The 12,596-nt window shown below is 65.1% G+C and carries 14 protein-coding genes; 12 read left to right on the top strand and 2 right to left on the bottom strand.

All coding sequences use genetic code 11. From position 1 onward, the window contains the following. Positions 1-327 precede the first annotated feature (327 nt). Together PG896_RS19030 and PG896_RS19025 are read left to right on the top strand one after the other, a co-directional pair. On the top strand, positions 328-1,242 hold the full coding sequence (locus PG896_RS19030; protein WP_010674086.1) for a hydrogen peroxide-inducible genes activator: 915 nt from the start codon (positions 328-330) through the stop codon (positions 1,240-1,242). A gap of 106 nt (positions 1,243-1,348) precedes the next feature. Beyond that, positions 1,349-1,798, top strand: coding sequence for a C40 family peptidase (locus tag PG896_RS19025; RefSeq protein WP_201955849.1), 450 nt, complete (start codon positions 1,349-1,351; stop codon positions 1,796-1,798). A 54-nt stretch (positions 1,799-1,852) separates the two neighbouring features. Here PG896_RS19025 and PG896_RS19020 read toward each other — a convergent pair whose 3' ends face one another. Continuing rightward, entirely contained in the window at positions 1,853-2,146 is a 294-nt protein-coding gene (locus PG896_RS19020; protein WP_010674084.1) for a hypothetical protein, read from the bottom strand. Between the two features lie 212 nt (positions 2,147-2,358). Here PG896_RS19020 and PG896_RS19015 point away from each other — a divergent pair, with 212 nt between their 5' ends. Genes PG896_RS19015 through PG896_RS19000 form a run of 4 tightly spaced genes read left to right on the top strand, consistent with a single transcriptional unit; the run spans position 2,359 to position 6,106 of the window. Beyond that, complete coding sequence (locus PG896_RS19015) at positions 2,359-3,789, top strand: coniferyl aldehyde dehydrogenase (protein ID WP_103243444.1); 1,431 nt, start codon at positions 2,359-2,361, stop codon at positions 3,787-3,789. A gap of 8 nt (positions 3,790-3,797) precedes the next feature. Further along, positions 3,798-4,388, top strand: coding sequence for a TetR/AcrR family transcriptional regulator (locus PG896_RS19010; RefSeq protein ID WP_043155215.1), 591 nt, complete (start codon positions 3,798-3,800; stop codon positions 4,386-4,388). Then, positions 4,378-4,905: a hypothetical protein gene (locus tag PG896_RS19005; RefSeq protein WP_041212703.1), complete on the top strand. Its 528-nt coding sequence runs from the start codon at positions 4,378-4,380 to the stop codon at positions 4,903-4,905. Before PG896_RS19010 ends, PG896_RS19005 begins: the two co-directional genes overlap by 11 nt. Positions 4,906-4,921: 16 nt before the next feature. Next, complete coding sequence (locus PG896_RS19000) at positions 4,922-6,106, top strand: iron-containing alcohol dehydrogenase (protein ID WP_111896656.1); 1,185 nt, start codon at positions 4,922-4,924, stop codon at positions 6,104-6,106. A 14-nt stretch (positions 6,107-6,120) separates the two neighbouring features. On the opposite strand, the gene cysM is transcribed toward PG896_RS19000, so the two are convergent. Next, positions 6,121-7,011 carry a cysteine synthase CysM gene (cysM, locus tag PG896_RS18995; RefSeq protein WP_039039854.1) on the bottom strand — a complete coding sequence of 297 codons (891 nt, stop codon included), beginning with the start codon at positions 7,009-7,011 and terminating at the stop codon, positions 6,121-6,123. Between the two features lie 154 nt (positions 7,012-7,165). On the opposite strand from cysM, the gene PG896_RS18990 reads away from it, so the two are divergent. The 6 genes from PG896_RS18990 to PG896_RS18965 all read left to right on the top strand — a co-directional run bounded on the left by PG896_RS18990 (position 7,166) and on the right by PG896_RS18965 (position 12,454). Further along, entirely contained in the window at positions 7,166-7,423 is a 258-nt protein-coding gene (locus PG896_RS18990; RefSeq protein WP_041212700.1) for a GNAT family N-acetyltransferase, read from the top strand. Next, a complete protein-coding gene (locus PG896_RS18985; protein WP_103243449.1) occupies positions 7,413-7,997 on the top strand; it encodes a nucleotidyltransferase family protein in 585 nt (194 codons plus the stop codon). Before PG896_RS18990 ends, PG896_RS18985 begins: the two co-directional genes overlap by 11 nt. A gap of 70 nt (positions 7,998-8,067) precedes the next feature. Then, positions 8,068-9,891: a SulP family inorganic anion transporter gene (locus PG896_RS18980; RefSeq protein WP_039039857.1), complete on the top strand. Its 1,824-nt coding sequence runs from the start codon at positions 8,068-8,070 to the stop codon at positions 9,889-9,891. Positions 9,892-10,013: 122 nt separating this feature from the next. Further along, a complete protein-coding gene (locus PG896_RS18975; protein WP_010674075.1) occupies positions 10,014-11,360 on the top strand; it encodes an MATE family efflux transporter in 1,347 nt (448 codons plus the stop codon). A gap of 11 nt (positions 11,361-11,371) precedes the next feature. Then, entirely contained in the window at positions 11,372-11,962 is a 591-nt protein-coding gene (locus PG896_RS18970) for a hypothetical protein (protein ID WP_039039859.1), read from the top strand. Positions 11,963-12,238: 276 nt separating this feature from the next. Beyond that, positions 12,239-12,454 carry a YdcH family protein gene (locus PG896_RS18965; protein WP_005313020.1) on the top strand — a complete coding sequence of 72 codons (216 nt, stop codon included), beginning with the start codon at positions 12,239-12,241 and terminating at the stop codon, positions 12,452-12,454. The last annotated feature ends 142 nt before the right edge of the window (positions 12,455-12,596 follow it).

Here is a 12,596-nt window from a genome sequence, read left to right as displayed (position 1 = left end):
GATTTAGGGACTCAGAATACTTTTTTCTGAAAATCAAGGCGGCCTTCCCCGGAAAGCCGCGATGAACCTTTTTTATGGCCGCTCCTGCGCGCAGGGCGCCCCGCCCGAAGGCCGATCCCCGTCACATCCCATGGCGGCACCCCTTCAATGGCGCGGCACAAGGGGATAAGCTCCTGACCAATGAGGGGTGGCCTGCCCATCGGCGCAGGCCACCCCATGTGTGTGAAGCAGTGCGCCTGCCAGGGGGCACCGATTTGTCGACGACAACGGGGCTTCTCGATGGTAGATTAATCAAATCAAATAGATAGCATCGATCGGGTTTCTCCTATGCAACGTTGGCCCAGCCTGAAGCAGCTCCAGTATCTGGTCGCTCTGGACGAGCACAAGAATTTCAACCGCGCCGCCAAGGCCTGCCATGTCAGCCAGTCGACCCTGAGTACCGGGATCCAGACCCTGGAGGACATGATGAACCTGCAACTGGTGGAGCGGGATCACAAGAGCTTCATCATGACGCCGGTCGGCATGGAGATCGTGGCGCGGGCGCGCAACCTGCTCTCCGACGCCCGGGATCTGATGGAGCTGGGGCAGCAGCAGGGGGGCGTTATGCACGGCACGGTACGCCTGGGCTGCATCCCCACTATCGCCCCCTTCCTGCTGAGCAAGCTGCTGCAGGTGTGCGGCAAGGCCTATCCGGATCTGGAGCTGCTGCTGCGGGAAGACACCACCACCAATCTGCTCAAGCAGCTGGAGCAGGGGCAGCTCGATCTGCTGATCTTGGCGCTGCCGGTGGAGATCGGCGGCTTCCACAGCAAGACCGTCGGCCAGGATCCCTTCCACATGGTGATGCCCTCCCACATGGCGGCGGGCCTGCACATGCCGTTCGACTACAAGGAGCTGCCCAACCAGAGCATCTTCCTGCTGGAGCGGGAGCACTGCCTGACGGAGCACGCGGTGAGCGCCTGTCGGCTGCGGGACAAGAGCAAGATCAACCCCTTCGCCGCCACCAGTCTGCACACCCTGGTGCAGATGGTGGGGGCCGGTCTTGGCACCACCTTCCTGCCCCAGATGGCCATAGATGCGGGCATCCTCGACAACACGGACCTGGTGGCCATTCCTCTGCCCGGGGAGAAACCCTATCGGGAGATAGGCCTGGTGTGGCGCCCCAGCACCACGCGGGTACAGACCTTCTACAAGATTGCCGAGCTGCTGACGCCGCTCATTACCCCTAAACCGGCGGGGTGATCCAGTGGCTGCCCTCACAGGCGGCCACTCCTCAATGCCGTTTTCATTCAGGTTCCAGGCAGGATCATCGTCTATGATGAACCCCGTGCCCTATCAAGGAGTTGAGATGTTTCGCACCTTGCTGCTGCCCCTGCTGGCCCTGCTTGTCGCCGCCTGCTCCAGCACGCCGGAGCCTCCCCCTCCCGTGCGCCAGAGCGGCGCATTCGACAACTTCTATCAGCAGTGGCGCGGCGTGCCCTATCGCATGGGCGGTACCAGCCGCGCCGGTCTCGACTGCTCCGCCTTCACCCAGCTCGCCTACAGCCAGGTCCTGGGCTTCACCCTGCCCCGCACCACGGAATCCCAGGCGAGCCTCGGCCGCCCGGTGGACAGATACCGTCTCCAGCACGGGGACCTGGTCTTCTTCAAGACCGGCTGGCAGCAGTACCACGTCGGGGTCTACACCGGGGCAGGTGAGTTCATCCACGCCTCCACCAGCAAGGGCGTGATCCGCTCGCGCCTCGACAACGTCTACTGGAACAGCCGCTACTGGCAGGCCCGCAGGCTGGTCCAGTAGGTGTGACCCCCAACATGAAAAGGCCCCGAGGGGCCTTTTCATGTTGTTGTCGGGTCAGTGCTTGCGGTGCCAGCGGGGCGAGGTGGCACGCTCCCCCCAGGGGGTCATGCAGGGCAGCAGGGCCCCCTCGATGACGCCCTCATGGCTCGCCAGCGCCAGGGCAATCTTTTCGTGGAGCAGGCGCAGCAGGTTCTTCTCCTGGCCCGCCAGGGAGTGGCCTGCGGCGAAATACTCCTGCTGATGTTGCAGCGCCAGCTTCTGGGCAAACTCATAGGTATTGAAACTGTCCGGCATGCGCGCGATCACGTCATCCAGCCGGGCCAGCAGGCTATGCAATTCCCTGGTCATGTGCGGTTCTCCCTCCGAGTTGGTGACCCACAATTACCCCTTATTAGATAGAAGACCAATCCAGATACCTCAAAAATGGGAGCCCGGACACAGTTCCGGACAACGCCGCCCACTGGCAGCCACCCTCTGCCCCCGCCCGGTTTACAAGTCGGCAACGAATCGCTAGATTTGGACCGACTAATCAGTCGGTCACTTTTCGTGCGGAGCATGCCATGGACACCACCGTCACCCCCGCCTCACCGGACAAGTTCTCCCTCCCCGAGCAACTGCATCGGCTCAGGCAGGCCAGCCAGGCCACCCCCATGCCGGATCTGGCGTCCCGCCTCGCCAGACTTGATGCCCTCAAGCAGGGGCTGCTGCGCCACAAGCAGGCACTGTGTCAGGCCCTGGCCCGGGACTACGGCCAGCGCAGCGATTACGACAGCCTGATCGCCGATGTGCTCCCCTGCGTCATGCAGATCAACTACACCCTGAAACGGCTCAAGGGGTGGATGAAACCGGAGCGCCGTCATTCCGGCCTGCTGCTGGCCCCCGCCAGGGTCGAGGTGCACTATCAGCCCCTCGGCGTGGTCGGCATCATGGTGCCCTGGAATTTCCCGGTGATGCTGAGCCTCGGGCCCCTCATCGGCGCCCTCGCCGCCGGCAACCGCGCCATGATCAAGCTCTCCGAGTTCACCCCTCACACCAACGCCGTGCTGCGCACCCTGCTCGATGAGGCCCTCGGCGGTGACGAGGTGGTGGTCATCGAGGGGGATGCGGGGATCGCGGCCGCTTTCAGCGCCCTCCCCTTCGACCATCTCATCTTCACCGGCTCCACGGCGGTGGGTCGGCTGGTGATGGCCGCGGCCGCCCCCCAGCTCACCCCCCTCACCCTGGAGCTCGGCGGCAAGAGCCCCTGTCTCATCGCCCCCGACATGCCCCTGGCCCTGGCGGTGGAGCGGATGATCTTCGGCAAGAGCCTCAACGCCGGCCAGATCTGCGTGGCCCCCGACTACGTACTGCTGCCGAGGGGGCAGGAGCAGGCCTTCATCGAGGCCTATCAGGCCCATTTTCGCCGCCTCTACCCCAAAGGGCTCGAGAGCCCGGATTATGGCGCCATCATCAACGCTCCCCAGTACGAGCGGCTCACCGCCTGGCTGGAGGAGGCGAGGCAGGCCGGCGCCCAGATCCACCCCTGCGTCACGCCCGCCCGGGATGACGCCACCCGCAGACTGGTGCCCCACCTGCTGACCGAGGTGCCCGGCCACTGCCAGGTGATGCAGCAGGAGATCTTCGGCCCCCTGCTGCCCCTGGTGCCCTATGACGACATCGAGGAAGCCCTGGCCTATGTGGCGGCCCGGCCCCGCCCCCTGGCGCTCTATCTGATGAGCCTGGACGAGACGCTGCAGCGCCGCCTCATCCGGGAGACCCACGCCGGAGGCATGGCCATCAACGAGAGTCTGTTCCAGGTGGCGGCGGACGATGCCCCCTTCGGCGGCATCGGTCCCTCCGGCATGGGCCACTATCACGGCCGCGAGGGGTTTCTCACCTTCTCCAAGGCCAAGACCGTGCTGCGCCGCGGACGCTTCAGCACAGGCTCCCTCATTCACCCCCCCTATCGGCGCTGGTACCAGCGGCTGATGATGGCCCTGTTCCTGCGCTAGGAGGCGAGATGCGAGAGACCATGACCGACAAACGCCGCCAGATCCTGGATGCCGCCCTGGCCCTGTGCGCGGAGGATGGCCTGCAGGGCGCCGCCACCGCCCGCATCGCCAAGGCGGCCGGGGTGGCCAATGGCACCCTGTTTCATCACTTTCCCAGCAAGGAGGTGCTGATCCAGAGCCTCTACCAGGACATCAAGCTGCGCCTTGGCGCCGCCATCACCGAGGCCGATGCCGCCCTGCCGCTCCAGGAGCAGGCCCGCCACTACTGGCACCAGGCCATGGGCTGGATGCAGGCCCACCCCCGTGAGCTCAGGTTCGTGCTGGGCTTTTTCCACTCCCCCCTGCTGGCCCGCCCCCTGCGCAGCCAGATCCTGGCGGAGACCCTGCATTTTCTGCCGAGCCTGCTCGCCCGGGGCCAGGCCAGCGGCGAGCTGATGTCGGCCCCGCCGGCACTGATGCTGGAGGTGTGCCAGGGCCAGTTTCTGGCCTGCGCCTCCCTCTTTGTCGATCAGCCTGAACTGGGAGAAGACCCCCACTGGCAGGAGAGCGCCTTCGCCCTCTTCTGGTCCGCCATCAGCGGAGGTTCCCATGCGCCCTGACGCCCTGCTTGCCACCGGCAGACGCCTCTGGATTGGCAGCCTGCTCTGGATCATCGGCCGCACTCTGTGCCGCGCCGCCCGGGTCGACGAGGCGGTGCGCCGCGAGCTTGCCCCCCTGCCGGACGGCCTCACCATCAGGCTCGAGGTAAACGGCATGACCCGGGGGCTGAGTCTCTACAAGTTCGCGGGGCGCTGGCACTGCGGTGAGGAGGCTGGCAGGGCGCATTCGACCTGTGCCCATGACGGCCCCCACCCCCTGCGGGTGCGCTTCAAGCACCCCGCCGTCGCCTTTCGCGCCCTCAGTTTTCGCCTCGGCATCAACCAGGCCTTTTGCGAAAACCGGCTGCTGGTGGAGGGGGATCTCGACGCGGCCATGCACCTGGTGCGAGCGCTTGAGCAGTTGCAGAGCCTGATCCTGCCCGCCTTCATCGCGCGGCCCCTGCTTCGCCACTACCCGGACCCGCATCGCAAGCTCGCGCGGGCCTGCCACATCTATCTGGGTCTTCTGACCGGTTGAACACGAGGAGAACGGGATGAGCCGTTATTACGATTTTTTCTGCCCGGTCAAGCTGATGGCGGGGGAGCAGGCACTGGAACAGTTGCCGGATGCCCTGAGGGGATTGGGAGCTGGCCGCCCCTTGCTGCTCACCGACAAGGGGGTCAGCGGCAGCGGGCTCGCCACCCTGCTGGCCGATGTGATGGCCGAAGGGGCGTTGCCGGTCGCCGCCATCTGGGACGAGATCCCGGCGGACTCCTCCACCGCCGTGGTGGAGCGGATCGCCCGCCACTACCGGGAGCTGGGCTGTGACAGCCTGCTGGCCCTTGGCGGCGGCTCCGTCATCGACACCGCCAAGGCGGTGAACATACTGGCGACCCTGGGGGGCGAGCGGCTGCTCGACTATGCCGGAGCGGATTGCCTGACCCGTCCCCTCAACCCCCTGGCGGTGGTCCCCACCACGGCGGGGACCGGCTCCGAAGTGACCCTGGTGGCAGTGATCAAGGATGAAGGGAGCGGGCGCAAGGTGCCCTTCACCTCCCCCTTCCTGCTGCCCCGGCTGGCGGTGCTGGATCCCCGCTTCACCCTGGGGCTGCCGCTGCCCATCACCGCCGCCACCGCCATGGATGCCATGACCCACGCCATCGAGGCCTTCATCGGCAACGGCAAGAACCCGGTCAGTGACGCCCTGGCCCTGATGGCGGTGGAGAAGATTGCCACCGCTCTGCCCAGGGTGCTGGCCCACCCGACAGACAAGGGCCTGCGGCTGCAACTGGCGGAGGGCTCCACCTTGGCGGGCATGGCGTTTTCCAACTCCATGGTGGGGCTGGTGCACGCCCTCGGCCACAGTCTGGGGGCGCGCTGCCACCTGCCCCATGGCCTCTGTATGAACCTCTTCCTGCCCACCGTGCTCGACTACAACCGGCCCGGCATCGACCCCGAGCTCGCCCGCCTGCTGCTGCCCCTGGTGGGGCCGGAGCGCTTTGCCGCGACCCCGGCCGAGGGGAGACCCCAGGCCACCATCGAGGCGTTGCAGGCACTGCGCGATACCCTGTGGCAGACGGTCAAGCTGCCCCGCACCCTGCGGGAGGCGGGCCTCACCGACAAGGCGCTGCTGCCCGGGATCCGGGATCTCGCCATCAACGACGGCGCCCTGCTCTACAACCGCAAGGATGCGGACAGGGAACAGTTGCTGGCCCTGCTGGAGCGGGCCTGGGAGTAACGGACCCTTGCCCGTCAGACATCGGGGGTGAAGACCCCGGTGGAGAGATAGCGATCCCCCCGATCGCAGATGATCGCCACCACCACCCCCTGCCCGATCTCCGCCGCCACCCGCAAGGCCCCGGCCACCGCGCCACCCGAGCTGACACCGCAGCAGATCCCCTCCTCCCGCGCCAGGCGGCGCATCATGACGAGGGACTCTTCCAGTGTCACATCCAGCACCCCATCGACCCGCGCAGGCTCGAAGATGGCGGGCCGGTAGGCCTCGGGCCAGCGGCGAATGCCGGGGATCTGGCTCCCCTCGGCCGGTTGCAGGCCGATCACCGCCACCGCCGGGTTCTGCTCCTTGAGGTAGCGGGAGACCCCCATGATGGTGCCCGTGGTGCCCATGGCCGAGACGAAGTGAGTGACCGCCCCGCCGCTCTGGCGCCAGATCTCGGGGCCGGTGGAGCGGTAGTGGGCATCCGGGTTGGCGGGGTTGTTGAACTGATCGAGCACCAGCCCTTCCCCCCGCGCCTGCATGGCCAGGGCGAGGTCTCGCGCCGCTTCCATGCCCTCTTCCACCAGCACCAGCTCGGCGCCGTAGGCCTGCATGGCGTCGCGCCGCTCCTGGCTCATGTTGCTCGGCATGATGAGCCGCATCCGGTAACCCCGGGACGCCGCCACCATGGCCAGCGCGATGCCGGTATTGCCGGAGGTGGCCTCGATGAGCCGGGCTCCTGGCGCTAAGTGACCACTCGCCTCTGCCTGCCTGATGAGGTTCAGCGCCGCCCTGTCCTTGACGGAGCCGGCGGGGTTGTTGCCCTCCAGCTTCACCAGCAGGGTGACGCCGGGATGCGGATTGATGCGGCGCAGCGCCAGCAGCGGGGTGTTGCCTATCAGCTCGTCCAGGGTGGCGAAGGCCATGACGGATCCATCCTCTCTCAATGTTCTATACCTTGCCTTGCGACCATTCGCAGGCCGGCCAGTGTAAGCGAGCCCGCCATGGGCGCAAAGAATGGCGTTGGCAAACCCTGTCCGCCATGTTCTGATCTTCCCATTCACCCAGAGAGGACTCCCGATGAGCGACATCCTTCACCAGGCCGATCAGCAGCAGTTTGTCTGCACCGTGGACGGCAAGCTCTCCCGCCTTGCCTATCGCCGGCTGGACGCCACCACGGTGGACGCCTACAGCACCCAGGTTCCCCCCGAGCTGCGCGGACAGGGGATTGCCGACAAGCTGGCCCGCCGCTTCTACGACTGGACCCTCTCTGAGGGGCTCACCATAGTGCCGAGCTGCAGCTACATCGACGTCTGGTTGCGCCGCAATGCCGGTTGAAGCCGCGCCGCTGCGGGAGGCGCACCTGCGGGCCTGCACCGAGGCCCTGCTGCGAGCTGATCACCCGCGCATGGATTGCCTCCGGGCTGCGCGGGAGCTGGCCCTGCCCGACTGGGCCCTGGGGGCGGGGTTTGTGCGCAACCTCATCTGGGATCACCTCCATCACAAGGCCGAACCCACCCCGCTCAACGACATCGATCTTATCTATCTGGACAGCGCTGATCCGACTGGATTGAAGGAGGCCGATCACGAAGCCTGGCTCGCCGCCAGGATGCCGGGCCAGTTATGGGAGGTGCGCAACCAGGCCCGCATGCATCTGCGCCAGCAGGTGCCTCCTTTTGCCAGCTCCCTCTCGGCCCTCAGCCACTGGGTGGAGATACCCACCTGCATCGGAGTCCGCCTGTTGGCAGATGATGCTTTCGAGTGGCTGGCCCCCTACGGCTTTGCCCCCAACTGGTCCCTGGTGGTGAGCCCCAATCCGCGCTGTCGCCAGGAGAGCCGTATCTTTAGCGAACGGGTCAGGGCCAAGGAGTGGCAACGCATCTGGCCTGACCTTGTGGTGAACTGGCCATGAGCGGATTGCAAAGGGCCGACGACCTTGGGCACACTAAGAAAAAGATGTTTGTAACTCAATGGGTTAAATAATGCGCGACTTCTTCTCTCTCGAGCGCTGGCTGCCGGGGCTCGCCGCCTTGCTGCAATACCAGCGGGCCTGGCTGATGCCGGATCTTCGCGCTGGCCTCTCGGTCGCGGCCGTGGCCCTGCCCGTGGCCATCGCCTATTCGGAGCTCGCCGGGGTGGGTGCCATCGTCGGCCTCTACTCCTGCATCCTGCCCATGGTGGTGTATGCCCTCTTTGGCACCTCCCGTCAGCTCATCGTCGGTCCGGATGCCGCCACCTGCGCGGTGATCGCCGCCGTGGTAACGCCGCTCGCCGCCGGGGATCCCACCCGTCACTGGCAACTGGTGATGACCATGACCGCCATGACCGGCTTCTGGTGCCTCATCGCCAGCCGCTTCAAGCTGGGGGTGCTGGCAGACTTTCTCTCCCGCCCCATCCTGATGGGGCTGCTCAACGGGGTGGCCATCACCATCATGGTGGGCCAACTCTCCAAGATCTTCGGCTTCACCTTCAGCGAGCGCTACCTGATAGAGCGGATCCTGAACGGCACCAGCTACATTACCCAGACCCATCTGCCCACCCTGGCCATGAGCCTGACCGCTCTGCTCACCTTGCTGCTGGCCAAGCGCTACAGACCGGCCTGGCCCTCCTCCATGGTGGCCATGGTGGTGACGGCGGCCCTGGTGTGGCTGTTCAATCTCGGCCGCGTCGACATCGCCACCCTGGGGACCATCGGCTCGGGGCTGCCCGCCTTCCAGATGCCGGACTTTCCCCCCGGGCTTATCCGTGAGCTGGTGCTGCCCGCCCTCAACCTTGCCATGGTGAGCTTCGTCTCCATGATGCTCACCGCCCGCAGCTTTGCCGCCAAGAATGGCTACGAGATTGATGCGGACAAGGAGTTTAGGGCGCTGGGCATGGCGAACCTGGCCGCCGCCGCCTCCCAGGGGTTTGCCATCAGCGGGGCGGATTCGCGCACCGCGGTGAACGACGCCAACGGCGGCAAAAGCCAGTTGGTCTCCATCATCGCCGCCGCCGTCATCGCCCTGGTCACCTTCTACCTGACGGCGCCGCTGCAATACATTCCCACCGCCGCCCTCGGGGTGGTGCTGGTGATGGCCTCCCTGTCGCTCACGGATTTTCGCGGCCTCTGGGCTCTGCGCGACTCGGACCGCGCCGCCTTCTGGCTCGCCCTGGTGACCTTTGTCAGCGTGCTCACCATGGGGGTCATTCCGGGCATCACCCTCGCGGTGCTGCTGGGGCTGTTCCAGTTCCTGCGCAACGTGATGCGCCCCACCGACCAGCTGCTCGGCATGGACGACGAGGGCGTGGTGCGCACCCTGGGAGACAACGAGCAGGCCAAGGCGATTCCCGGCATCCTGGTCTACCGCTTCAACTCCCCGCTCACCTACTTCAACGCCCCCTACTTCAAGCGGCGGGTGCTGGCGCTCCTGGTGCAGGATCCCCACAATCCCAGGTGCCTGGTGGTGGATGCGGTGGCCTGCTTCACCCATCAGGACATCAGCGTCATGAGCATGGTGGGAGAGCTGCACAAGGAGCTCAAGCGGCGCGGCATCCACATGGTAATGGCCGGTCGGCACGGCCAGATGAGCCAGTGGTTCAAACAGGCGGGGATCCGGGTCGGCGAGGATGGCATCATCCTCTGCCCCGACATGTACCAGGCCCTGCGCATGACCCGCTGCTACCGGGAGCCGGTGTTCCGGGACGACGAGGGGGTGGAGAGCACCACGGATGCCCTGCTCACCCGCTGGCCGCACGATGACGACCTGCCCGACTCGGCGCGCCTCACCCGCCCCAGCGAGCAGGAGGCCGGCGCCACGCCGGTCTGAGAGACATCCCCTGGTCGCAGGCCCCCTCCTCCTGCGACCAGGATTGCACCCCGCCCCCGCTTGGTGTTAAATGCCCCTCCAGTTGGCCCTGACGAGGGCCATCGCCAGCACCTGGATATCCCATGCAGACTCAATCCCACGCGGGCCCGGGCTCCCTCTTCGCCCTGACCTGGCCACTGTTCATCGATCTGGCCCTTCACTTTCTGACCGGGGCCCTCAACACCTTCATGGTGGGCCACGTCTCCTATCAGGGGGTGGCGGCCCTCGCGGTGGGCAACCAGGTCTTCGATCTCGCCATCACCCTGTTCAGCTTCGTCAGCATCGGCACCAGCGTGGTGATCACCCAGTATCTGGGGGCGGGAGACAAGGAAAAAGCCCGCGTCGTCATCCACACCGCCATCGGCTTCAACCTGCTGGTGGGACTGGTGGCCGCGGTCGGCGTCATGGCGGGGGCCGGCACTATGCTGGCGCTGATGAACCTGCCTGCCCACCTGATGAGCGACGGCAGCCTCTACCTGCAGATCATCGGGCTTTGCCTGCTGCCGGAGGCGGCGGCCCTCTGTCTGGCCGCCACCCTGCGTGCCCACGGACACACCCGCCAGGCCATGTACGTGACCCTCATCGTCAACCTCATCACCTTCGTCGGCAACCTGCTGCTGCTCTACGGCTGGTTCGGCCTGCCCCAACTCGGGGTCGCCGGGGTCGCCATCAGCACGGTGGCGGGGCGCATCGTCGGGGTGGTGCTGCTGGTGTGGCTGGTGGCGCGCAAGACCGGCATCCGGCTGCGTCTGCCCGAGATCGTCCGCCCAAGCCGCGCCATGCTGGACAAGGTGCTGCACATCGGTCTGCCGGCGGCGGGGGAGAACCTCTCCTGGATGCTGCAGTTCATGGTGGTGACCGCCTTCGTCGGCCTGCTCGGTGACAAGGCGCTGGCGACCCAGTCCTACTTCTTCCAGATCTGCCTGTTCATCCTGCTGTTCGGCCTCTCCATCGGCCTTGGCAACGAGATCATCATCGGCCACCTGGCGGGGGCCCGACGCTTCGATCAGGCCTATCGCCAACTGATGAAGAGCCTGAAACTCGGCCTCATCGTCACCGCCGCCATCGCCATCGCCGCCGCCCTCAACGGCCGCGCCATCATCAGCCTGTTCACCGACGACGCCGACATCATCACCCAGGTGGCGCAACTCTTCCTCATCAGCCTCATCCTCGAACCCGGTCGCACCTTCAATCTGGTGGTGATCAACGCCCTGCGCGCCACCGGGGATGCCCGTTTCCCGCTCTACATGGCGCTCGTCTCCATGTGGGGCATTGCCGTTCCCCTGGCCTATTTCCTTGGTATCATGCAGGGCTATGGCCTGGTAGGCATCTGGCTGGCCCTCGCCTGCGACGAGTGGGTGCGCGGTCTGGCCATGTTCTGGCGCTGGCGCAGTCGTCGCTGGCAAAACAAAATTCTTGTTGAAACATAAGCGGAATCACCATGAAGAAAATCGGACTCTTGTTGACGGCCATCCTGCTCAGCCCGCTCGCCATGGCGCAAACCGCCCCGGCGACCCCCAAGGCGCAGGCTCCCCAGACCTGGTATGTGGCCCCCATCGTCATCGACGAGACCAGCGAAGCCCAGAAGGCCCTGACCAAGGAGTTCACGGCCCAGATGATCAAGACCATCAAGATCAACGAGTACCAGACCGGCAAGGCGGTGGGCAAAACCAAATCGCCCAAGTGGCTGATCCGCACCAAGCTGATGCCCGCAAGCCAAGAGCCCCTGGTCGGCAAGAAGCACCCGCAGGGCCTCACCTATGGCAAGGGCATCCCCACCCAGGAGATCGTCGGCGAGCTCATCATGAACGGCACCCTGGTGGCCCACATCGGTCAGGGCTGGCGCGAACCCATCGTGCCGGGCACACCGGTGGCGGAGAAGATCTCCATCGCCAACTACCAGTACGCCATCGGCAACGAGGCCAAGGCGCCGGATCTGGAAGAGCTGGCGGCGCAGATCGGTTTCGAGGCGGGCAAGGTGATTGCCAGAGACGGCAAGCCCCTGCCCGAGAAGAAAAAGAAAAAAGAGTAAACGGCTCACCCGTTTCCAGTCAGGGGCCTCGCGCCCCTTTCTGTTGCCCGCCCCGTTGCAGACCCCCTCTCCCGAATGTGAAGCGGATCCCGCTTCTTTCCTCTGCTGTCCCTGGGTCAGTAGGCAATCATCATGTAATTCAAACAGTTAAAAATCACCCTTCTTATGCAGCAATTCCGTGGCCCCGAATTGGATCGGGATCACGTTTCTCCCCGGCAGTAAGGGGTACTTTGGTCTTGCAGGCACAATCAAACGACAACAAGGAGGCTTCATTACATGTTTCCGGAGTACAGAGATCTCATCTCGAAACTGAAGAGCAGTGATGTCCATTTCCAGAAGAAGTTTGACTTGCACAACGACCTGGATGCGGAGATCAGAAAGCTGGAGAAACACCACGCCAGCGACTACAGCTCCGAGGTGAAGGATCTGAAAAAACAGAAACTTAAACTGAAAGAGGAGATATACGACATCCTCAAACAACATCCACACTAGACGCCTCGACGAATACCTGGATAAGCAACTTATCCTGCCAGCCCGGCCCGACGCCGGGCTTTTTGTTGGTTCATCGCGGCTTTCCGGGGAAGGCCGCCTTGATTTTCAGAAAAAAGTATTCTGAGTCCCTAAATCCATATGC

Origin of the sequence: Aeromonas sp. QDB30, assembly GCF_027707645.1 — a bacterium.
GTDB classification, from domain to species: domain Bacteria; phylum Pseudomonadota; class Gammaproteobacteria; order Enterobacterales; family Aeromonadaceae; genus Aeromonas; species Aeromonas caviae.
Note: the sequence above shows the minus strand (reverse complement) of the source record. Positions and strands in the feature narration are given on the sequence as shown.